Genomic DNA, 22,357 nt, shown 5'->3' with positions numbered 1-22,357 from the left:
AGGCAAGGCTGGCACAATGACGGATTCGAGTAATGGACGCGCCTGATAACGGAGATACCACCCTTGGGGTGGATGAAAAACCAGCCCGGACTGGAACAGGCGTGGGCGAATTATTGCGAGCGGAACGGCTGGCGCGCGGCTTGAGCATCGAGGATGTGGCACGGCAACTGCGCTTGGCGGTGCGGCAGGTGACGGCGCTCGAGGAGGATGACTACGACAAGCTTGCGGGCGGAACATTCGCGCGCGGATTCGTACGCAATTATGCCAAGCTGTTGCAGATCGATGCTGCGCCGTTATTGCAACAACTGGATCAGTCACTTCCGCCGTCCGCCCCTCAAACCATTACCTATCAGACTGAAGGTGTTCCGTTTCCTTCGAAGCAGAAATCGGGAACCCGCAACCTGATTGTCGCGGGGGTGATAATTCTGGCGTTGCTGCTGCTGATTTATGAAATTTATCGTGGTAACGAGGCTAATATAGCCAATATAGGCAAGCAGCCCAGCGTAAGTAGTGAAACTGGATCTGGAGCTGAAGAAGCAACCGAGCCGCCGCAATTCCAATCTCCTGACGTAATTTCAAACAGCGACGCCGACTTGCCTGCCGAGGAAGCCACGGCAGGCAAGCAAGAAAGTACTGCGCAGCTTTCTGTTCCTGCTCCGGTTTTGTCTCCACCGCTGGCGCGGCAAGCTGCTCCGGCGACCGCTGTGCCTGAATCGGCGAGCACGGTTTCCCCAAGGTCGGCGAGTCAAGCGGCGAATACGACCGTTGCCTCTCCAGCCGTGAACGGCGGGGCGAATGGTATTCACTTGATATTTGCAGGAGAATCATGGACCGAAGTTAAAGATGGCAGAGGCAGATTGCTCCTTTCGCGGATTAATCCCCGGGGCACCGAGCATGTTCTGCAAGGTACGCCGCCATTCTTCCTGACGATCGGGAACGCGGCTGAGGTCAAGCTGGTCTACAATAGCAAACCGGTTGATCTGGCGCCTTATACCAATGCCTTTGGTGGAACGGCGCGGTTGTCGCTCGAATAGAATTTCAACATTTATAAGATTCCCATATTTATTATGACCATGTCTCAAAATGCTTTCCCCCCACGTAGAAACAGTGTAGGCGTTTGCGTAGATAAGATCAGGATTGGCGGTGGTGCCCCGGTAGTGGTGCAATCCATGACCAACACCGATACCGAAAATGAAGTTGCCACCGCGGTACAGGTGGCGCAACTCGCGCGCGCGGGGTCCGAGCTGGTGCGTATTACCGTCAATACCCCGGCCGCTGCAAAAGCGGTGCCGGCTATCCGGGCTCGCCTCGATGACATGGGTTGCGATGTACCGCTGATAGGCGACTTCCATTTCAACGGCCACAAGCTGGTGACCGATTATCCCGGTTGTGCGAAGGCGCTGGCAAAATACCGTATCAATCCGGGTAATGTCGGGCATGGAAAGAAGCGCGACGAGCAATTCTCCATTCTGATAGAAACAGCCTGTAAATATGACAAGCCGGTGCGTATCGGCGTCAACTGGGGTAGTCTGGATCCGGAGTTGCTGGTGCGCATGATGGATGAGAACGCGCAATCCCCCGATCCGAAGGAGGCATCGCTCGTGATGCATGAGGCGTTGATCACCTCTGCGTTGGAAAGCGCAGCCAGGGCGGAAGAGATTGGTTTGGGCCGCGACAGGATTATACTGTCCTGCAAGATGAGCGGCGTGCGTGACTTGATCACCGTTTACCGCGACCTCGCGGCACGATGCGACTATGCGCTGCATCTGGGATTGACGGAAGCAGGCATGGGTTCCAAGGGAATCGTTGCTTCCACCGCCGCGCTATCCGTGCTGCTTCTGCAAGGCATAGGCGACACCATACGCATATCGCTCACCCCTGAGCCGGGCGGTGACCGCTCACGTGAAGTCATCGTTGCCCAGGAAATTCTGCAGACCACGGGGTTGCGCGCATTTGTGCCTCTGGTGGCGGCATGCCCCGGTTGCGGCCGCACTACCAGCACCTATTTCCAAGAGCTGGCTGAAAGTATCCAGGGCTACGTGCGGAGCCAGATGCTGATATGGCGCGAAGAATACGATGGTGTGGAAAACATGACGCTGGCTGTGATGGGATGCGTGGTCAATGGCCCCGGCGAAAGCAAGCATGCCAACATCGGCATCAGCCTGCCAGGCTCGGGAGAAAGGCCGGTGGCGCCGGTTTACGTGGATGGGCAGAAGTCTGTGACCTTAAAAGGCGATAATATCGCGGGGGAGTTTCGCCAGATCGTCGACGAATATGTGCAGATGAAATATCCGAAGAAAACGGTCGATGTCCAGTAGAACGCTGCAAGCCATTCGCGGGATGAATGACATCCTGCCTGATCAGATATACCTGTGGGAGTTTTTCGAGCAAGTCGTGCATGACTGTATGGCGGCTTTTGGTTACCGGAACATCCGCATGCCAATCGTCGAACAGACCGACTTGTTTGTGAGGTCGATTGGCGCGGTAACAGACATCGTCGAGAAAGAGATGTATTCCTTTTCGGATCAACTTAACGGCGACAGTCTGACGCTGCGTCCTGAAGGAACCGCTTCCTGTGTGCGTGCAGTGCTGGAACATAACCTGCTCTATGCGGGTTCCCAAAGACTATATTATTCCGGCGCGATGTTTCGCCATGAGCGTCCTCAAAAAGGCCGTTACCGGCAATTCCATCAGGTAGGCGTCGAAGCGCTGGGTTACGCCGGTCCGGATATCGATGCCGAGCTCATAATCATGTGTGCGGAATTATGGAAAAGATTGGGCATTTCCAATCTGCGCCTGGAAATTGGCACGCTTGGCAGCACCGCGTCCCGCGCTGTGCACAGGTCTCGATTGATCGGATATCTGGAGCGGCATCTGGACAAGCTCGATGACGATGCCCGCAGGCGGTTACACAGCAATCCGTTACGGATACTCGACAGCAAGAATGCCGAAATGAGAGAGGTTATCGACGGCGCGCCGCGGTTACTGGATGACCTTGACGAGGATTCACTGGCGCATTTCGAGGCGTTACAGCGACTGCTGCGCGATCAGGGAGTCGATTTCGAGATCAATCCGAGACTGGTGCGGGGTCTGGATTATTACAATCGTACCGTGTTCGAGTGGATAACCGGCAAGCTTGGCGCACAAGGCGCAGTATGTGCCGGCGGCCGCTATGACGGATTGGTGGAACAGATCGGCGGAAGGGCTGCGTCGGCGGCGCCGGCTTGTGGGTTCGCGCTAGGGGTGGAGCGTGTGCTGGCGCTGATATCGATGGAAAGTGCAGGCGACATACCGCATTCCGTACCGGATGCTTACGTAATACATCGTGGCGAAATTGCAGATGGCTTTGCCTGGAAGGTTGTCAGGTACTTACGGGACAAAGGGCTCAAGGCAATTTTGCATTGTGGAGATGGCAGCTTCAAGGTCCAGATGAGAAAAGCGGACGCCAGCGGGGCGCGTTTTGCCGTCATCATTGGCGACGTGGAAGCACAAGCCGGCGAAATAAGCATCAAGCCGTTGCGCGAAGCGGCTGAACAGGTGAGGGTCGGGCTCGCGGAAGCAGTCGACCTGCTCAAAGGAAATTGAAAAAAAAAGCAATCAAGAAAGAAAATTATTAATTCGGGAAGCTAAATGGCAACATATGATCCGGAAGAACAAGAGAACATAGACGAACTGAAGACGTGGTGGAGCGTATATGGCACGCAGGTAATCGTGGTTATAGCCGTTTTTATCGCGAGTATAGCGGGCGTGCAGGCGTGGAATTACTACCAGCGGCAACAGATTGACCAGGCGGTGGAATTGTACGATTCGTTGTTGCAGGTTCGGGGGAGCGGGGATGCCAAGAAAATCAGTGATGCCGCTGGTCTGGTAATGGCGGGGTTTGCCAGCAGCGGCTACGCATCGCGCGCAGCGCTGATCTCTGCCCAGTCCAGCCTGGACGCAGGCGATTTGCAAAATGCAAAAAGCCGTCTGCAGTGGGTGCTGGATAATTCGAAGGAAGAGGAATTGAAGGATCTCGTGGGGCTGCGGTTGGCAGGCATCTTGCTGGATGAGAAAAAATACGATGACGGCCTGCGTGTGCTGGAAGCCAAGCACGGCGAATCTTTTGATGGACTCTATGCCGATCTTAAAGGCGATCTGCTCGCCAGCGCCGGAAAGGTTGCCGAAGCACGTGCCGCTTATCAAATAGCAATCGACAAGGTGGGCAAACAAGGCACGTATCACAATATCATTCAAATGAAATTGGACGCTTTGTGAAACCGCAAGTAATCTGAGTCTGCAACAAAATCAGGACCATCATCGAAGATGAGGGGAGTGGTAATTTTGACCCTCAAGGAAAATGATATGACGGGGCCACCCTGTCGACGTGCAATCATTTTTTATTGTAAACCTCGAAAATGTCCCCAAGCAAACTGATGCCCTTGGCAATGCTCGCCGGAAGAGTAATTATCCGGAGGTTCGCCGGGATAGCTGACGCCGTCTCGCAGTATAGGCAGTATATTCTGCTGCTGACGTCATCCTTTTTGCTTTCCGGATGCGCTGGTATGATAGATATGGCGCGCGATGTGGCGAGCAGCTTGGCGGATATCGACATTTCCGGTGTCACCGAGATGTTCGTTGGCAAAGCGCCTGAGTTAAGTCCGGAGCAGCTTGCTCAGCTGGAGGTTATTCCGCCTGCACGTTCCTTATGGAAAGCCGGGGTCGAAGAAGGCCAGGCGGCGGTATTTCTGCCGGTATTCGAGAATGGCACGGTATATGTAGCCAGCACGGATGGTCTCCTCGTGCGTTTTAATGCGACGACAGGCAAAGCGTCGGGCGTTATCGATACGAAACACAAGTTGTCGGGCGGCGTTGGCACGGGTGAAGGCCTGTTGCTGGTTGGAACCTTCAAAGGCGAAGTTTTGGCGTTTGATGAGAAAAGCGGTAACCGGCTATGGAAAGCACAGGTATCCACCGAGGTGCTAAGCCCACCGCATGCGGCAAACGGTATGGTAGTGATTCGTACCGGAGACGGCAGAATCTTCAGCCTGGAGGCGAGCAGCGGTAAGCGCAAGTGGATTTACCAAGGCGCCACCCCCTCATTGACGGTGCGAAGTTTCGCGGGCGTTCTGATCTCGGATGACACCGTCTATGCCGGTTTCGCTGGAGGTAAGCTGGTGGCGATAAATTCCTTGACGGGCAGTGTAAGCTGGGAAGCCGCTGTAGCACGGCCAAAAGGTGCGTCCGAGTTGGAGCGGATCGCCGATATCACCAGTTTGCCGGTAATGGATGAACAGCAGGTATGCGCTGTCGCCTATCAGGGACGTGTTGCGTGCTTCGAAATAACGACCGGCACCCAGATTTGGGCACAGGACGTATCCAGCAACGCCGGCCTTGCCATGGATAACCATTACCTTTACGTAAGCGAGAATAAAGGCGCGCTGGTAGCTTACGATAAAAAGGACGGCACCCGCATTTGGACGCAAAGTCTACTTGATGGAATCCGATTGTCTCCACCGCTCGTTCGCGACGCTCGTATCATAGTCGGAGATTCCCTGGGATATGTGAATCTCATCAGGAACGACAACGGCGCCATCGTTGCGCGAAGCCTCACTGACGAGGGCGCCATCGTTACTCGCCCGGTGCCGCTACCTGATGGTTTTGCGGTACAAACCTTGAAAGGTGGAATTTATGCATTCAGCACAGAATCAATGGCAGTGCCACCCCTGTTGCCTGGTCAGTCATCTTCGATACTGCGATCACCGCAAAGCCAGTTTCTCTGCGCATTGCTTCCATTCTGTACGCCGTAGTAAGTGAATTACAACCGACAAACAGGAGTAAAAATCCGAGAAAAATCTTTATTGCAGAAGAAACGCGAGAGCGACAAGGAACCGGCTTTTTTCGGAAAATTACTATAATGAAACCTACTCTTGTGCTGGTCGGCCGCCCCAATGTCGGGAAATCAACGCTCTTCAACCGCTTGACCCGTAGCCGTGACGCGATCGTGGCGGATATACCGGGATTGACACGAGATCGCCACTACGGCCACGGCAGACTGGGAGATAAGCCCTATCTGGTTGTCGATACCGGAGGTTTCGAGCCCATGGCGACGGAAGGCATCCTGCATGAGATGGCCAAGCAGACGCGACAAGCGATCGATGAGGCTGATATGGTCCTATTCATCGTGGATGGGAGGCTGGGCCTGGCGCCGCAAGATAGAATCATTGCGGAGCAGCTGCGCAAAACGGGGCGCAAAGTCATACTGGTGGTAAATAAAACCGAAGGTATGGCGTCTTCTGTCGTTACCGCTGAGTTTCACGAGCTGGGCTTGGGAGATCCGTGCGCTATTTCCGCCATCCATGGCGACAATGTAAATGATCTGGTTGAACTGGCTCTGCTGCATTTTCCTCCGCCGCAAGAGGACGAAACAAAAGACAAGCATCCGAAAATTGCCATTGTCGGGCGCCCCAACGTTGGGAAATCAACGCTGGTGAATACAATGCTGGGGGAGGAGCGGGTTATCGCCTTCGATGAGCCCGGTACGACGCGTAACAGTATCTATATCGATTTCGACCGTAACGGCCGCACATATACGCTTATCGACACAGCGGGTTTGCGGCGACGCGGCAAAGTGCTTGAGGCGATAGAAAAGTTTTCGGTAGTGAAAACCCTGCAAGCGGTAGAGGATGCCAACGTGGTTGTACTGGTCCTTGACGCGAGCAGCGAAATTTCGGACCAGGATGCCCACATCGCCGGATTTATTCTGGAGGCGGGCCGTGCGCTGGTGTTGGCTATTAATAAGTGGGATGGCCTAAGCGAGTATCAACGCGACACTATCAAGAGCGAAATCGCCCGAAAACTGCCTTTCCTGGTGAGTTTCGCGAAGTTCCACTACATCTCGGCATTACGGGGCACCGGTTTAAAAGGACTACTCCCATCGATTGACGCCGCCTATGCCGCCGCGATGGCACAGCTATCCACCCCCAAACTCACCCGCGTCCTGATGGCGGCGGTAGAGAGGCAGCCACCGCCGCGTGCGGGCATGTCTCGTCCAAAACTGCGTTACGCCCATCAGGGCGGCTCAAACCCGCCTTTGATCGTGATCCATGGCAAGTCCCTCGATCATGTGCCCCAAACCTATCAGCGTTATCTCGAGAATATGTTTCGCGAGACTTTCAAGCTCGAGGGTACGCCTTTACGGGTGGAATTCAAGACTGGCCACAATCCCTACGCCGGAAAAAGCCCGGCGCCACTCAGCGAGGCAGAAGCAAAACAAGCGCATCGCCGCCGCAGATACGGCCGAAAGAGATATGGATAATTATTGATTTCGCTCCGGGTCTCAGTAGAACATGGGAAATTTCTGAATAACGCCTCGTCCTCGTCGCATGCGCCAAGGCTGGTTCACGGATATGTAGCAGCCTTTCGGACTTGAAGAATCCCAGCGAAAAAGCGGAAAATATGAACAAGCCAGACGCTTTTCCAGCCGATTTCCTTCAAGTTCGACAGGATGTTAGTGTAATATCCTTGGCACACTCAAGATAAATTCCGGAATCGGTGCGTCGAAACGAAGACCGTCTTCAGCCACCATCTGATAACTGCCTTTCATCGATCCAACCGGCGTTGAAATGGCAGTGCCGCTCGTATACTCAAAGCTGTCACCGGGCTTCAGCAATGGCTGCTCACCTACTACGCCGAGACCCCGCACCTCCTGCACACCGCCGCCTCCATCCGCGATAATCCAATGGCGGCTAATCAGCTGTGCCGGAACCGTGCCGGTATTGGAAAGGACGATCGTATAGGCGAACACATACCGATCGAGCGCCTCGTCTGATTGTTCAGGAAGATAGGTTGTGTGGACCTTTACCTTAATTTCGTATTTTGTACTTTCAGTCATAACCGCATTGCACACTATTTTTCACCTGACGGCAAGGGTGGCGCGTCATAAAATTGTCCAGGCGCACGAAATTCGAGGGGAGAGCTGGTTTAACGGCTGAAGCTGTTAGCGTCAAGCCGTCATTTGCGGTTAAAATCCAGTTTTTTGTTTACAAGGAAGCCCTCCATGGCTAATTATCGCATCGCCCCGAGCATTCTTTCCGCAAACTTTGCCAAATTAGGCGAGGAAATCACTGCTGTAATCGATTCCGGAGCGGATTTTATTCACTTCGATGTGATGGATAACCACTACGTGCCCAATCTTACTATTGGCCCACTGGTATGCAGCGCGATCCGGCCCCTGACGGACGCGGTTATCGACGTGCATCTGATGGTCGAGCCGGTGGATCGTATTATTCCTGACTTCGCCAAGGCCGGCGCCAATATCATTTCGTTTCATCCGGAAGCCTCCCGCCATATAGATCGTACTATAGGGCTCATCAAGGAACAGGGTTGTAAGGCGGGCCTGGTATTCAACCCTGCAACACCGTTGAGTTATCTCGACCATGTACTCGAAAAGCTGGATCTGGTGCTGATAATGTCGGTAAATCCGGGTTTCGGCGGACAGCAATTCATTCCCGAAGCATTAGAAAAACTCAAGGCGGTGCGGAAGCGCATTGATGAGACGGGGAAGAAAATTTTGCTTGAAATCGATGGTGGGGTGAAGGTGGATAACATCGCTGAAATTGCTCGCGCGGGAGCTGATACTTTCGTTGCGGGTTCTGCTATCTACGGCGCAGGCAGGGACAGCGATCCGCACCGCTATGATTCGGTAGTGGCTGCTTTACGCGCAGAGTTGGCAAAGGCTTGACAACAGCTTTTAAAGGCAGAAAAGCTCGTTGAACGCCGGTCATGAATAGTATATTTATTCCATTTCCCTACGTCACTCTGAAAATGATCGACGTCCAGGATGCGTTCTGAGAGCGCGTACTGGCGGCGTTCTGGCTCAACAAAGTGACAATGGGTTATGCCCAAGCTATGTGATCTGTTCAATCAGATTTTAAGGGGGAATTCACAACTCACGAGTTCCCGGCGTTTCACCGCAACATGAATCATATCGCACAATAGGAACCACTCATGAACAAAAGTTTTTCTCCGATGGCGGATGCCTCTGAAGTTGAAATGGAATTTCCCCTGCCAGTAAAGGCCGTGATGATCGACCTGGATGGCACTCTTCTCGATACCGCGCGGGACTTGGCCACTGCTGCCAACATGATGCTAAGGGAGTTGGGCAAAGCGGAGCTTCCGCTGGAAACCATCCAGTCCTACATCGGCAAAGGCGTAGAAAAATTGGTGAAACGTTCTCTTACTGGAAGCATTGACGGCGAACCTGGCGCAGAATTACTCGGCAAAGCGATGCCGATATATGAGCGTGAATACGCGAAAGCGTTGTGCAATGACACGCAGGCCTATCCAGGTGTTTTGGAAGGGTTGAACGCCTTGCGCGAAAGCGGATTTGGTCTGGCTTGCGTTACCAATAAAGCTGAAGTCTTTACCTTGCCGCTGCTTCGTGCGACTGGGTTACTCGATTTTTTCGACATTGTCGTTTCAGGCGATAGCCTGCCCAGAAAAAAACCCGATCCAATGCCTCTGCTGCATGCCTGCAAGCACTTTGGAATTCAGCCACGTGAGATGCTGCTGATCGGGGACTCATTAAACGATGCGCAAGCAGCGCGCGCGGCAGATTGCCGCATCTTTTGTGTGCCATATGGTTATAACGAGGGGCGGGATGTGTATGAGCTCGATTGCGACGCTGTGGTCTCGTCGATTTATGAGGCAACGAGGTTGATCCGGAAATTGTCATGATAGCCAAAAAAACTGAAACTGGAAGATGCAGGGGCAAAACCTGGGGTCCTTGGCGCCAGAGCTTTGCTCGCTGGCGTGTTTGATCCCGCTGCGGCCTTCTTTCTTTTTCTGTTTTTTTCGGAGTAAATCATGACCGAAACTGAATTCAACGATCTTGCAATACAGGGCTACAACCGCATTCCAATAGTACTGGAAACCGTTGCCGATCTCGACACACCCCTGTCGGTTTATCTGAAGCTTGCCCATCAGCCTTATTCATATTTGCTGGAATCGGTGCAGGGCGGCGAACGTTTCGGGCGATATTCATTTATCGGCTTGCCTGCTTCGACCCGCATCGAGGCGCGCGGCAACCACATCAGACTTATCAATAGCGCAGGACTAAGCAAAATTGAGGTGGATGATCCGCTGTCGTTCGTCGAATCCTATTTGTCGGATTTCAAGGCGGCGCCATATCTTGCTTTACCACGCTTCTGCGGGGGTCTCGCGGGCTACTTCGCATATGACACAGTGCGATATATCGAGCGCAAGCTGGCCGGTAATGTTCGCCTTGGCGCCCCCCCCGATGTGCTCGACACACCGGACATATTATTGCTGCTATCCGAAGAACTGGCGGTCGTGGATAATCTTTCCGGCAAGCTCTACCTTATCGTCTACGCTGACCCGGGTGTGCCCGGCACATACCTCGCCGCCAAGAAACGCCTGAAAGAACTGCTGGCGAATTTGCGCAAGCCTGTGGAGATTCCGGCAGAAGCGTCATATCAATCCGGTGAGGCTGTCTCGGAATTCAACGAAGCAGATTTTATTGCGGCAGTGGAGCGCGCCAAGCGTTATATTTTCGATGGCGACGTCATGCAGGTAGTGCTATCGCAGCGCACCAGCAAGCCTTACGGTGCTTCACCGCTGGCGCTTTACCGTGCGCTTCGCAGCCTCAATCCATCGCCTTATATGTTTTATTATCATCTCGGCGGCTTTCACGTGGTAGGCGCCTCACCCGAGATTCTGGTGCGACTGGAAGGCGAAACCGTGACGGCGCGTCCTATCGCAGGTACCCGCCCGCGCGGAAAAACCGTACAGGAAGATACGGCGCTGGCAGCCGATTTGCTGGCTGACCCGAAAGAACGTGCGGAGCACGTGATGCTGATGGATCTGGGGCGTAATGATGTCGGGCGGGTTGCACAGACGGGCACGGTAAAAGTCACCGAGAACATGCAGATCGAGCGCTATTCCCACGTTATGCATATCGTTTCCAATGTAGAGGGCAAACTCAAGCCCGGCCTGAATGCAATGGATGTACTGCGTGCCACCTTCCCGGCAGGAACCGTTAGCGGCGCCCCCAAGGTTCGGGCAATGGAAATTATCGATGAGCTGGAAGTTTCGAAACGGGGAATCTACGCCGGCGCAGTCGGTTATCTGGGGTTCAACGGAGATATGGATCTGGCTATTGCCATTCGCACTGGTATCGTCAAGGAGGGTACGTTGTATGTACAGGCGGGCGCTGGTATCGTTGCCGATTCCGTGCCGCGAAGTGAATGGATAGAGACCCAGAACAAAGCCAGGGCGCTATTGCGGGCGGCGGAGATCGCAGAAGCGGGTTTGGATAGCAAGGTTTGAATAGAATGTGATGTCATTGCCGCGCTACGGCGGACGGAACCTGGAAGCCGGGTACGCCACTGACTGTCGAGTTTATTCATGTGCTTGTGGCAGCTCATTGCAATCAGGGTAGCGATGCAGTAGAAATAAGTCATATTTACCTACTTCATATGTTGACTCCCCGAATTCGCAGCAGAATTAATCGGTAGCCATCACTGCCTTTCATAAGCCCATTCCAGCAGCGCATCCATTGCGGGCTGAGCACCTCCCGCCTTGGGATGGTTGACCAAAAAAACCACAACCACGCGCCTGCCTGATTTTTCAAGTACATAGCCGGCCATGGTTTTTACGCCCTCGAGCAGGCCGGTCTTGATATGAGCCTGGCCCGCCGTAGCGCTGCCGTTCAGCCTTTTTTTCATGGTGCCATCCACTGCCGCGATCGGCAGGGAGGAGATGAACTCGGGCATTGCCGGGCTTTGAAATGCCGCAAGTAAAAGCTCTCCCAGGTGGCGAGCGCTGATTCGCTCGTTGCGTGATAACCCCGAGCCATTTTCCATGATCAATTCAGGAAAACTCAACCGTTTGGATGCGAGCCATTGTTGAATCGCCGTGTTCGACTTCGCCAGTGTCGCGCGCCGTTTATTTTTACTGTCACCCGTACCGTTGGTTGCGCTGATACTCTCACCGGCAGGGACACCTGTCGACATGCCCCCAAGCATATCGGCCGGCAGGCCGGTAGTCAGCCCAAGTGCAAGATACAGTTGCCGTGCCGCGGTATTGTTGCTGAATTTATTGATATCGCGAACGATGTCCGTGAGTGGAGGGGATTGATGGATTTCAAGTGGCGGTATTCCTTCCGGCGCCGTGCCCGTTCTTACCTTGCCGTGAAATACTCCGCCCTGTTCCTCCCATAGGTGCCGAAAGAGGCTGAAGATATAGTGGGCGTTATCGTGTACGCTGAGAAACAGGGTTTTTTCGCCGCAATCGCTGGAATAATTCCCGTTGAGCGAGACCGATACGCGACCGTTGTCCTTGACTGCGGTACGAATATCGGTACCCAGCGCATCGCGCCATTCGCTGCATGGGCCATTAGTAAGCGTCAGGCTATTTTGAAGGTCCAGCGAGGCCGGCAGTGGATCGACAACAATCCGAACGGTTTTGCTTCCGGGCTGAGGAATCAGGCGCAGCGCCAGCGTCCGATAGTTTACCAGCAGCGCTTCGGGGAGCACGTTGTAAGCTCGGTAGGGTTTGCCATCGAAGGCCGCAGGGTCGCCATTGGGCAGATCGAAATGACTGCTATCCAGTACCAGGTCACCGGCAATTTCGCGTAATCCCGTCTGGCGCAGGCGCCGCGTGAGCAGCCAGAAATTTTCGAGATTCAGCTTGGGATCCCCGTAACCCTTGATCACCAGGTCGCCGCGCAGCGTGCCATCCTCCACTATTCCACTGGCGTACGACTCCGTGTTCCAGGTATAAGCCGGACCCAGCAGTTCCAACCCGGCGAAAGTAGTGACAAGCTTCATCACCGATGCCGGATTCATTGCCACGTTGCCGTTAACGGTCAGCAGCGGTTTGCTCGCGCTGATTTCATGAACGTAAACACCAATTGCAGACTCGGGAATTCGTGCTTGTTTAAGCGCTCTATTGACGGATGCCGGCAGATTTTGGGACCACGCGGACAGCGGCACGGCGGCCGATATAAAACACAGGACAGCAAGTACATGCTGATGCAGGATTTTCATTTATTTACGCACGAGCGAGCGATTTGCATGATGCGTGTTGCTTGCGCCGATTTTTACCATGAAGCAAGTGCCCGTAAGGTTCCTGCTGCCAGCAAATCCATTTCCTGTTCGTCAATCGTATACGGCGGCATGAAGTAGACTGTATTTCCAAGCGGACGCAACGATAACTCCTGCTTGAGGGCCGCCCGAAAAAATTTTCCGGAAAAATCCGGGTCGGGCGTCTCAACGTCGAATGCCCAGATCATGCCGCAGTTACGAAAGTTTTTTACCCCTGGATGGAGCGCGATCGGCTGTGCTGCGTGATTGAGATAGCTGGCCTTGATGCGATTGGCTTCAATGATCTTATCCTGTTCGAAAATATCCAGCGTAGCCAGTGCGGCGCGGCAGGCAAGTGCATTACCCGCATGAGTATGGGAATGCAGAAAACCGAGTGCAGGCTTGTCGTGATAAAAAGCGTTATAAATCCCATCAGTGGCCATCACCACCGACAAGGGCAGGTAACCCGCGCTCAAGCCCTTTCCGAGACACAATAGGTCCGGAACGATATCAGCCTGTTCGCAGGCAAATAGGGTTCCGGTCCTGCCAAAGCCAACCGCGATTTCATCGGCAATCATATGTACTTTATATTTATCGCATAGCTCTCGCGCAAGCTTCAGGTAATCGGGATGATACATGCCCATTCCCGCCGCCCCCTGTATGAGCGGTTCGATAATAAGCGCCGCTGTTTCGGTATGGTGTTGCACGAGATATGCTTCAAGCGCGGCGGCAGCGCGTAGCGCATAATCGCCATGGGATTCCCCTTCAGCCGCATAACGCCAATCCGGGCTTGGAACGTGCGCACTTTGGCGCAATAACGGGGCGTAGATATCTTTGAACAGCGCCACGTCGGTGACTGACAGCGCTCCCAGCGTCTCGCCGTGATAATCGTTCTGCAAGCTTACAAAGCGATTTTTTTCAGGATGACCCATGTTGTGCCAGTAATGAAAGCTCATTTTCAGCGCGATTTCCACCGCGGATGCGCCATCGCTGCTGTAGAAACAATGGCCGAGCTTCTCCGATACCAGTTTGCGCAACCGCTCAGAGAGTTCCACTACCGATTCATGCGTGAAGCCCGCAAGCATGACATGTTCCAGCTTTTCAAGCTGGTCACGGATGGCGGCATTGATGCGAGGGTTGGCATGACCGAACAGATTGACCCACCACGAACCGATAGCGTCCAGGTAGCGCCTGCCTTCATTGTCGTAAAGCCATACGCCTTGACCTCGGACGATAGGGATGAGTGGCATCGATTCATGCTGTTTCATCTGGGTGCACGGGTGCCACACCGTCTTTAAACTGCGTTCCTGCAAGTATTTATTGTTCATCTACTTGAAATTCACCCTCATAGACCATATTATTAGCACTCGTTAGCAGTGAGTGCTAATAGATTTGTGAAAAATCCAGGATCAGGCCGTCAATACGGTTTTTCCAAGATTTCGTCGTTTTGATTTTTTAAAACAGGAGAAAGAAAACATGCAGATTCGTCCATTACACGACCGCGTCATTGTCAAGCGGCTGGAAGAAGAACGCAAGACCGCATCCGGCATTGTCATTCCAGACAGTGCCGCCGAGAAGCCCGATCAAGGCGAAATTGTCGCGGTTGGCAAAGGCAAGGTCGGCGACGATGGCACCATCCGTGCGTTGGAAGTGAAAGTCGGCGATAAAGTGCTGTTTGGCAAATATTCCGGACAAACGGTAAAAGTATCCGGGGACGAACTTCTCGTGATGCGCGAAGAAGACATCATGGGCGTTATCGAAGGTTAATTTTTACCCTTACACAACATTTTCTGGAATTAGGAGAAAAAGATTATGGCAGCAAAAGACGTAAAATTCGGCGATTCAGCCCGCCAAAAAATGGTTAACGGGGTCAACATACTGGCCGACGCAGTCAAGGTTACCTTGGGTCCTAAGGGTCGTAACGTCGTGTTGGAGCGTTCTTACGGTTCGCCCACCATCACCAAGGACGGTGTTTCAGTAGCCAAGGAAATCGAGCTGAAAGACAAGTTCGAGAATATGGGCGCGCAAATGGTGAAGGAAGTCGCCAGCAAGACCTCGGATGTGGCCGGTGACGGCACCACGACTGCTACCGTATTGGCGCAATCCATCGTCAAAGAAGGCATGAAGTATGTTGCCGCCGGGATGAACCCGATGGATCTCAAGCGGGGTATCGACAAAGCGGTTACCGCCACGGTTGAAGAACTCAAGAAGTTTTCCAAACCCTGTACCACCGGAAAGGAAATCGCTCAGGTAGGCAGCATTTCCGCCAACTCGGATCCTGAAATCGGCAAGATCATCGCCGACGCAATGGAGAAAGTAGGTAAGGAAGGCGTAATCACGGTCGAAGACGGATCCGGGTTGCAAAACGAGCTGGAAGTGGTCGAGGGCATGCAGTTCGACCGTGGCTATCTTTCACCCTATTTCGTCAATAATCCGGACAGACAAATTGCATTGCTGGACAATCCTTTTATCCTGCTGCACGATAAAAAAATATCCAACATCCGTGAATTGCTGCCGGTGCTGGAACTGGTAGCCAAGGCAGGCAAGCCCCTCTTGATAATTGCTGAAGATGTGGACGGTGAAGCGCTCGCGACACTGGTGGTGAACAATATCCGCGGGATCCTCAAAACCTGTGCAGTCAAAGCACCAGGATTTGGCGATCGCCGTAAAGCCATGCTCGAGGATCTCGCCATTCTCACAGGTGGCACCGTCATTGCCGAGGAAGTCGGCCTGTCTCTGGAAAAAGCGACACTGCAGGAGCTCGGTCAGGCCAAGCGCATTGAGATCGGTAAGGAAGAAACCACCGTCATCGATGGAGCGGGCGATACCAAGAACATCGAATCCCGCGTCAAGCAGGTCCGCAACCAGATTGAAGAAGCGACCAGCGATTACGACAAGGAGAAATTGCAGGAGCGCGTGGCAAAACTGGCAGGCGGCGTTGCGCTGATCAAAGTTGGCGCGGCTACGGAAGTTGAAATGAAAGAGAAGAAAGCGCGTGTTGAAGATGCGCTTCACGCAACTCGGGCGGCGGTGGAAGAAGGTATCGTTCCCGGCGGTGGTGTTGCATTGTTGCGTGCCCGTGCTGCACTGGCCAGCATCAAAGGCGACAATGCCGATCAGGATGCGGGTATCAAGATCGTTCTGCGAGCGCTGGAAGAACCGCTGCGCCAGATTGTGGCCAACTGCGGCGATGAGCCCTCGGTGGTCATCAACAAGGTACTGGAAGGCCAAGGCAACTTTGGCTATAACGCTGCTACCAGCGAGTATGGCGACATGGTGGAAATGGGCGTGCTGGACCCCACGAAGGTCACGCGTTACGCCCTGCAGCACGCTGCTTCGGTGGCGAGCCTGATGCTGACTACCGACGCCCTGGTAGCGGAACTGCCTAAGGAGGAATCCGGTGGCGGAGGTGGTATGGGTGGTGGAATGGGTGGTATGGGCGGCATGGGCGGCATGGACATGTAGGGTTTGCCCCAGTCGTAATAAAACGCACGCAATAAAAAACCCCGCTCCGGTGGGGTTTTTTATTGTATAAAGCGTTCTGAAGAAAATGAGCGGTATCTTTACAGCAGCCCATATAGAACCCTTGAATAATTTATTGCCCCCTTTGCCTGCGCAGTTGCAATAAGCTATCTATCCGAGAAGATTTGTTCAGAATTCCTTTTGAATTCGCTATTTTTGCAAGAACCGGGCTGTTCTAAGATTTTGGCGCCATCATTGAATATCGCATTAATGGGTTTCATCTCCTGCAGGCTTGCGATTGGATGGATATGCGCGAGACGACAGAGTGTGAGGCAGCAGTCGAGATGATGATGGATATTCCGATGTTAGGGCGACCGGATCGCGGCCGATATACTTTCCATAATTGCTTATCATGACCCCAGACCAGTATTGCCAGGAGAAAGCTGTTCAAAGCGGTTCCAGCTTCTATTACAGTTTTCTCTATTTACCCTTGGAAAAACGCCGCGCTATCACTGCGTTATATGCATTTTGCCGGGAAGTAGACGACGTGGTGGATGAATGCACCGACGTATCGGTGGCGCGCACGAAGCTTGCATGGTGGCGGCAAGAAGTCGACGCTATCTTCAACGATGGGCAGGGAAATAAGCCGAGCCATCCAGTGGCGAAAGCGCTGGCCGATGTGTCGGCAACATTCAATCTCACTGCTCAGCGATTGAAGGAAATTATAGACGGCATGGAAATGGACCTTAACTATAACCGCTATGCGGATTTCGAAACCTTGCGGCACTACTGTTATCACGTGGCCAGCGTGGTAGGACTCTGTTCCGCTGAGATATTCGGCTATCGAAATCCGAAAACCCTGAGATATGCGGAAGATCTGGGGCTCGCGTTCCAGCTTACGAATATCATACGGGACGTAGGGGAGGATGCATGTCGCGACCGCATTTACCTGCCCCAGGATGACCTCGCCCGCTTTGGAGTAACCAGCGAAGACATACTCAATTCCCGCGAAACCGATGGCTTCCGGCAATTGATGGAGTTTCAGATCGAGCGTGCAGAAGGTTATTACGCCCGGGCTTTCGCCGCGTTGCCTGCGGAGGATCGCAAAAACCAGCGGCCGGGAATCATCATGGCCGGGATATATGAAGCCTTGCTGAAGGAGATCAAGGCGGACGGCTGCCACGTCCTGCGCCAGCGTGTGAGACTGACGCCGATGCGTAAATTATGGATTGCGTGGACCACCTGGATGAGAGGGTAAGCATGTCGACACAACGATTCTGGGTAGCGATAGCTAAGTTGGAGTGCCCCATGCGCACTCTCTATTACCAGAATTACGGCGACATACTAGGTACGCAGTAAGCACCTCTGGAATCGGCGCTGGCGGGCAACCTGTTTTAGTATTCGGCCACTGGGATTTTTTAACCGATAAATTCTTCCATGAATCAATTCGAAAATTACACTCCGTCAAAGGACTTGCTCAAGAGTCGCGTGATCCTTGTCACTGGAGCGGGGCAGGGAATGGGCCGGTCTGCAGCGCTGGCATATGCCGCGCATGGCGCAACCGTTATATTACACGGGCGTAATGTCAAGAAACTGGAAAGCGTGTACGATGAAATCGAGGCAGCGGGCGGGGCTCAGCCGTCGATTTTTCCACTTGACCTCGAAAAGGCCGAAGACAAGGATTTCGCCGCAATCGCCCAAGCCATTAAACTGCAATTAGGCCGGTTGGATGGCATCTTGCACAATGCGGCGCTTCTATTCAACTTGACTCCGCTTGAGGCGCAGACACTGGACCAATGGCTGGCGCTGCTGCGTGTCAATCTCATTGCCCCGTTTGCGCTGACCCGAGCCTGCCTGCCTTTGCTGAAAGCTTCACCGGATGGGAGCGTCGTTATGACCTCGGATACGCATGGCCATGCGCCTGCCGCCTATTGGGGCGGCTTTGCAGTGGCGAAGGCGGCGATAGAGGCGTTGGTAAAAATTCAGGCTCAGGAATGGGAAATATTTCCGAATCTGCGCATCAACGTCTTGATCCCCGGGCCTGTGCATACACCGCAACGAACCCGGACCCATCCTGGCGAGGTCAAGCGTGACATGCTCCAGCCGCAGGATTTAATGCCGTACTATTTGTACCTGATGGGTGGTGATAGTAAAGCATTCAGTGGCGAAACCGTATTTTGCCAAGGCCGCGAGTAGTACAGGCTGCTGTAGCCGCAAGAAAAAGGTATAATCGTTCGGCACCAATGAAAAAAAAGCAGCCTGCGAAAGTGGCGGAATTGGTAGACGCACCAGATTTAGGTTCTGGCGCCGAAAGGTGTGGGGGTTCGAGTCCCCCCTTTCGCACCAGGGAGTTGTAAGCGGTCTGAGCGATAGCGCATCTTGACAGCTGTCGCGTTCCCCTGGTCGCTAACGCTGCATAATGTTATCAACCAGTCAGGAAAAGCAATGCAAACGAATGTCGAAGACCTTGGTGCGCTGGAGCGCCGCCTTAACGTTTCGGTTCCTCAGGAGAAAATCGAGACAGAAATTGAAAGCCGCTTGAAGCATTTGGCGCGCACGGCGAAGTTACCCGGTTTTCGACCGGGAAAAGTGCCGTTGAAAATCGTGATGCAGCAGTATGGCCCGCAGGTGCGCCAGGAAGTGATCAGCGATGTGCTGAAGAAGAATTTCAACGATGCGGTGCGCGAGAAGAACCTCAGAATCGCTGGCTATCCTCGCTTTGAACCCAGGGAGGCGGCAGAAAATGCGACTCAGTTTGAATTCAGCGCGACATTCGAGGTCTATCCTGAGGTGGTTCTGGGAAATCTGGGTGAAATTCGTATTGAACGACCCGTCGTCAACATTTCCGAATCCGATATCGATAAAACCATAGATGTTTTGCGCAAGCAACGCGTTCAGTATGAACCGGCGGAACGGGGAGCTCTGCCGGGTGACCGTATCAATATCGATTATCACGGCATCATCGATGGAGTAGAGTTTGCAGGAGGTAAAGCCGAGAATTTTACCTTGGTGCTGGGGGAAGGGAAGCTTCTCAAAGACTTCGAAGAACCGTTGATCGGCATGAGCGCGGGGCAGGTTAAAACATTTGAAGTTACCTTTCCGGCAGACTATCATGGTAAAGAGGTCGCCGGAAAGACCGCCACGTTTGAAGTCAGTTTAAACGGGGTCGAGTCTTCAAGGCTGCCCGACGCCGATATGGAATTCGCCAGGTCGCTGGGGGTCGCCGATGGCGATACTGAAAAAATGCGCGTCGAAATTGAGGCTAATCTCGAGCGTGAGGCGTCCCGGCGTGTAAAGGCCAGGCTTAAGGAACAGGTCATGCAGGCGCTCCTTGATGTAACCAGCATTCAACCTCCTAAAGCGTTGGTGGAAATGGAACAGGAGCGCTTGATGCAGGAAGCGCGCGAAGAGTTGACTTCGCGCGGCCTGAGTGCCAAGAATTTGCCGCTGTCGCAGGATTTGCTTCTGGAAAGGGCGCAACGCCGTGTAAACCTGGGATTGATTTTGGGGGAACTGGTAAAAAGCCACAGCTTGCATCCGAAACCCGAACAGGTGCGTGCGGTGGTAGAGGATCTCGCACAGAGTTATGAGAATCCGGCGGAGGTGATCAAATGGCACTATTCCGTGCCGGATCGTCTTAACGAGGTCGAGTCAGCAGCGCTGGAAGACAACGTCGTGATGTGGGTATTGGAGAAGGTAACGGTGGTGGATAAGTTAATGACTTTAGATGAGCTAATGGGAAGATCATGATGCAGCAACTTCACTGGAAGCAACGGAGCCTCGAGCCGAACGGGTTGGGCCTGATTCCCATGGTCATTGAAACCAGCGGGAGAGGTGAACGCGCGTACGACATCTATTCCCGATTGCTGAAAGAGCGAGTCATATTCCTGGTGGGCCCGGTTACGGAAGGCTCCGCGAACCTGATCGTGGCGCAACTTTTGTTTCTGGAATCCGAAAACGCGGACAAGGATATTCATTTTTATATTAATTCTCCTGGCGGACTGGTTTCTGCCGGGATGGCGATTTACGATACCATGCAATACATTAAACCCGATGTCAGCACACTCTGCATAGGACAGGCTGCAAGCATGGGATCGCTGTTGCTGACGGCCGGTGCCAAGGGCAAGCGCTTCTGCCTCGCTAACTCGCGCGTTATGATCCATCAACCGCTAGGTGGCTTCCAGGGGCAGGCTTCCGACATTGAGATACATGCGAAAGAGATACTATTTTTAAAAAACCGGTTGAATGAGTTGTTGGCGAAGCACAGTGGTCAAAGTATAGAGACCATAGAGAGGGACACGGACCGGGATAACTTTCTCAGCGCCGAGCAGGCGGAGAAATACGGTTTGATCGATGCTGTGCTAACCTCCAGGAGTGAAAGCACGAGTTGAAAAAAACAGGGTGGAAGTGATTGCTAGCTACGAGCGCAACGGCTCGGATAATGCGGGATAAAACTATGTCAGAGAAAACTGGCGGTGAAAAACTGCTTTATTGTTCCTTCTGCGGCAAAAGTCAACACGAAGTGAAGAAGCTCATTGCTGGCCCATCGGTATTCATTTGCGATGAATGTATCGAGCTTTGCAATGACATCATACGTGAGGAAATACAAGGCGCTGAAGCTGCCAAGCTTACGAAGTCGGATTTGCCGGTGCCGCATGAAATTTGCCAAATTCTCGATCACTATGTAATTGGCCAGGAGCAGGCAAAGAAAATCCTGTCAGTAGCGGTTTACAACCATTACAAGCGTTTGAGAAACCTGGCAAAGGCGACGGACGCCGATGAAATCGAGCTGGCGAAGAGTAATATTCTGCTTATCGGACCGACGGGCTCGGGCAAGACATTGCTTGCGCAGACATTGGCGCGGTTGCTTGATGTGCCCTTTGTGATGGCCGACGCGACCACGCTGACCGAAGCAGGCTACGTCGGCGAGGATGTGGAAAACATCATCCAGAAGCTGCTCCAGAAATGTAATTACGATGCAGAAAAGGCGCAGCAAGGAATAGTCTACATTGACGAAATTGATAAGATTTCGCGCAAATCTGACAACCCGTCAATTACCAGAGACGTTTCGGGTGAGGGCGTACAGCAGGCCTTGCTGAAACTGATCGAAGGAACCATTGCTTCTGTGCCGCCCCAGGGAGGCAGAAAACATCCAAATCAAGAGTTTGTGCAGGTGGATACCACCAACATTCTTTTTATTTGCGGCGGTGCTTTTGATGGGCTCGACAAGGTGATACGCGCCCGCTCCGAAAAGGGAGGGATAGGTTTTGGCGCCAGCGTGAGAAGCCGCGACAGCCGGAAGGACTTCGGTGAAGTGTTGCGAGGCGTGGAGCCTGAAGATCTGGTCAAATACGGCCTGATACCGGAATTCGTCGGGCGTCTGCCCGTGGTGGCGACTTTGGAAGAACTGGATGAGTCAGCATTGATTCAAATATTGACCGAACCAAAGAATGCGCTTATCAAACAGTACCAGAAAATGTTTCACATGGAGGGGGGCGTCGATCTCGAATTTCGTGAGCAGGCCCTGAAAGCAATAGCCAAGAAGGCGCTGGCGCGAAAGACCGGGGCCCGTGGTTTGCGCTCCATTCTGGAGAGCGCTCTGCTGGACACGATGTTTGATCTTCCATCACTGGAAAATGTTGCCAAGGTAGTGATTGATCACGGTTCGGTCAATGGCGATATCAAGCCCATCCTGATCTATTCAGATAAGCCGAAGGTAGCCAAGAGCTGTTAACTGTTAATGCACGTTTCGTATTTGCCTTGTCCGTTGAATTTCTCTGCGGCGTCCCCATAACTCTTGTTTGTCTCTT

The 22,357-nt window shown here is 53.2% G+C and carries 19 protein-coding genes and 1 tRNA gene; 17 read left to right on the top strand and 3 right to left on the bottom strand.

Translation table 11 applies throughout. The features are described from left to right. The first annotated feature begins 32 nt into the window (after positions 1–32). The 6 genes from BUA28_RS11155 (at position 33) to der (ending at position 7,297) form a co-directional block, all read left to right on the top strand. Positions 33–1,034, top strand: coding sequence for a helix-turn-helix domain-containing protein (locus BUA28_RS11155; protein ID WP_072768201.1), 1,002 nt, complete (start codon positions 33–35; stop codon positions 1,032–1,034). Between the two features lie 39 nt (positions 1,035–1,073). Then, entirely contained in the window at positions 1,074–2,318 is a 1,245-nt protein-coding gene (gene ispG / locus BUA28_RS11150; RefSeq protein ID WP_072768245.1) for a flavodoxin-dependent (E)-4-hydroxy-3-methylbut-2-enyl-diphosphate synthase, read from the top strand. Then, positions 2,308–3,585: a histidine--tRNA ligase gene (hisS, locus tag BUA28_RS11145; RefSeq protein ID WP_072768200.1), complete on the top strand. Its 1,278-nt coding sequence runs from the start codon at positions 2,308–2,310 to the stop codon at positions 3,583–3,585. The genes ispG and hisS overlap by 11 nt, the downstream gene beginning before the upstream one ends. A gap of 45 nt (positions 3,586–3,630) precedes the next feature. Next, positions 3,631–4,257: a tetratricopeptide repeat protein gene (locus BUA28_RS11140; protein ID WP_072768199.1), complete on the top strand. Its 627-nt coding sequence runs from the start codon at positions 3,631–3,633 to the stop codon at positions 4,255–4,257. A 188-nt stretch (positions 4,258–4,445) separates the two neighbouring features. Continuing rightward, positions 4,446–5,789 carry an outer membrane protein assembly factor BamB gene (gene bamB, locus BUA28_RS11135; RefSeq protein ID WP_371915216.1) on the top strand — a complete coding sequence of 448 codons (1,344 nt, stop codon included), beginning with the start codon at positions 4,446–4,448 and terminating at the stop codon, positions 5,787–5,789. A gap of 107 nt (positions 5,790–5,896) precedes the next feature. Then, positions 5,897–7,297 (top strand): ribosome biogenesis GTPase Der, encoded by a 1,401-nt coding sequence (der, locus tag BUA28_RS11130; RefSeq protein WP_072768197.1) that lies wholly within the window; start codon positions 5,897–5,899, stop codon positions 7,295–7,297. 192 nt (positions 7,298–7,489) lie between these two features. Here der and apaG read toward each other — a convergent pair whose 3' ends face one another. After that, positions 7,490–7,873, bottom strand: a complete 384-nt coding sequence (gene apaG, locus BUA28_RS11125) for a Co2+/Mg2+ efflux protein ApaG (protein WP_072768196.1) — start codon at positions 7,871–7,873, stop codon at positions 7,490–7,492. A gap of 165 nt (positions 7,874–8,038) precedes the next feature. Here apaG and rpe point away from each other — a divergent pair, with 165 nt between their 5' ends. The 3 genes from rpe to trpE all read left to right on the top strand — a co-directional run bounded on the left by rpe (position 8,039) and on the right by trpE (position 11,328). Then, a complete protein-coding gene (rpe, locus tag BUA28_RS11120; RefSeq protein ID WP_072768195.1) occupies positions 8,039–8,722 on the top strand; it encodes a ribulose-phosphate 3-epimerase in 684 nt (227 codons plus the stop codon). 266 nt (positions 8,723–8,988) lie between these two features. After that, the gene (locus tag BUA28_RS11115; protein ID WP_072768194.1) at positions 8,989–9,717 is read left to right on the top strand and encodes a phosphoglycolate phosphatase; all 729 of its coding nucleotides are present in this window, start codon (positions 8,989–8,991) and stop codon (positions 9,715–9,717) included. Between the two features lie 129 nt (positions 9,718–9,846). Next, complete coding sequence (gene trpE, locus BUA28_RS11110; protein WP_072768193.1) at positions 9,847–11,328, top strand: anthranilate synthase component I; 1,482 nt, start codon at positions 9,847–9,849, stop codon at positions 11,326–11,328. A gap of 191 nt (positions 11,329–11,519) precedes the next feature. On the opposite strand, the gene dacB is transcribed toward trpE, so the two are convergent. Both dacB and bioA read right to left on the bottom strand, forming a co-directional pair. Continuing rightward, a complete protein-coding gene (gene dacB, locus BUA28_RS11105) occupies positions 11,520–13,049 on the bottom strand; it encodes a D-alanyl-D-alanine carboxypeptidase/D-alanyl-D-alanine endopeptidase (RefSeq protein WP_072768192.1) in 1,530 nt (509 codons plus the stop codon). Positions 13,050–13,102: 53 nt separating this feature from the next. Then, entirely contained in the window at positions 13,103–14,413 is a 1,311-nt protein-coding gene (bioA, locus tag BUA28_RS11100) for an adenosylmethionine--8-amino-7-oxononanoate transaminase (protein WP_072768191.1), read from the bottom strand. 148 nt (positions 14,414–14,561) lie between these two features. On the opposite strand from bioA, the gene groES reads away from it, so the two are divergent. From groES to clpX, 8 genes are all read left to right on the top strand, one after another. Then, the gene (gene groES / locus BUA28_RS11095; protein ID WP_025041667.1) at positions 14,562–14,852 is read left to right on the top strand and encodes a co-chaperone GroES; all 291 of its coding nucleotides are present in this window, start codon (positions 14,562–14,564) and stop codon (positions 14,850–14,852) included. Positions 14,853–14,897: 45 nt separating this feature from the next. Beyond that, complete coding sequence (gene groL / locus BUA28_RS11090) at positions 14,898–16,550, top strand: chaperonin GroEL (RefSeq protein WP_072768190.1); 1,653 nt, start codon at positions 14,898–14,900, stop codon at positions 16,548–16,550. 409 nt (positions 16,551–16,959) lie between these two features. After that, positions 16,960–17,805, top strand: a complete 846-nt coding sequence (hpnD, locus tag BUA28_RS11085; protein WP_072768189.1) for a presqualene diphosphate synthase HpnD — start codon at positions 16,960–16,962, stop codon at positions 17,803–17,805. A gap of 179 nt (positions 17,806–17,984) precedes the next feature. Continuing rightward, on the top strand, positions 17,985–18,743 hold the full coding sequence (locus tag BUA28_RS11080; protein ID WP_072768188.1) for a YciK family oxidoreductase: 759 nt from the start codon (positions 17,985–17,987) through the stop codon (positions 18,741–18,743). Positions 18,744–18,808: 65 nt separating this feature from the next. Then, positions 18,809–18,893: transfer RNA gene (locus tag BUA28_RS11075), tRNA-Leu, on the top strand. Positions 18,894–18,992: 99 nt separating this feature from the next. Further along, a complete protein-coding gene (gene tig, locus BUA28_RS11070; RefSeq protein ID WP_072768187.1) occupies positions 18,993–20,297 on the top strand; it encodes a trigger factor in 1,305 nt (434 codons plus the stop codon). Beyond that, positions 20,297–20,938 (top strand): ATP-dependent Clp endopeptidase proteolytic subunit ClpP, encoded by a 642-nt coding sequence (gene clpP, locus BUA28_RS11065; protein WP_072768186.1) that lies wholly within the window; start codon positions 20,297–20,299, stop codon positions 20,936–20,938. The genes tig and clpP overlap by 1 nt, the downstream gene beginning before the upstream one ends. Positions 20,939–21,003: 65 nt before the next feature. Further along, a complete protein-coding gene (gene clpX, locus BUA28_RS11060) occupies positions 21,004–22,281 on the top strand; it encodes an ATP-dependent Clp protease ATP-binding subunit ClpX (protein WP_072768185.1) in 1,278 nt (425 codons plus the stop codon). Positions 22,282–22,357: the final 76 nt, after the last annotated feature.

The organism is Nitrosospira sp. Nsp11, assembly GCF_900142705.1.
Classification (GTDB): domain Bacteria; phylum Pseudomonadota; class Gammaproteobacteria; order Burkholderiales; family Nitrosomonadaceae; genus Nitrosospira.
Note: the sequence above shows the minus strand (reverse complement) of the source record. Positions and strands in the feature narration are given on the sequence as shown.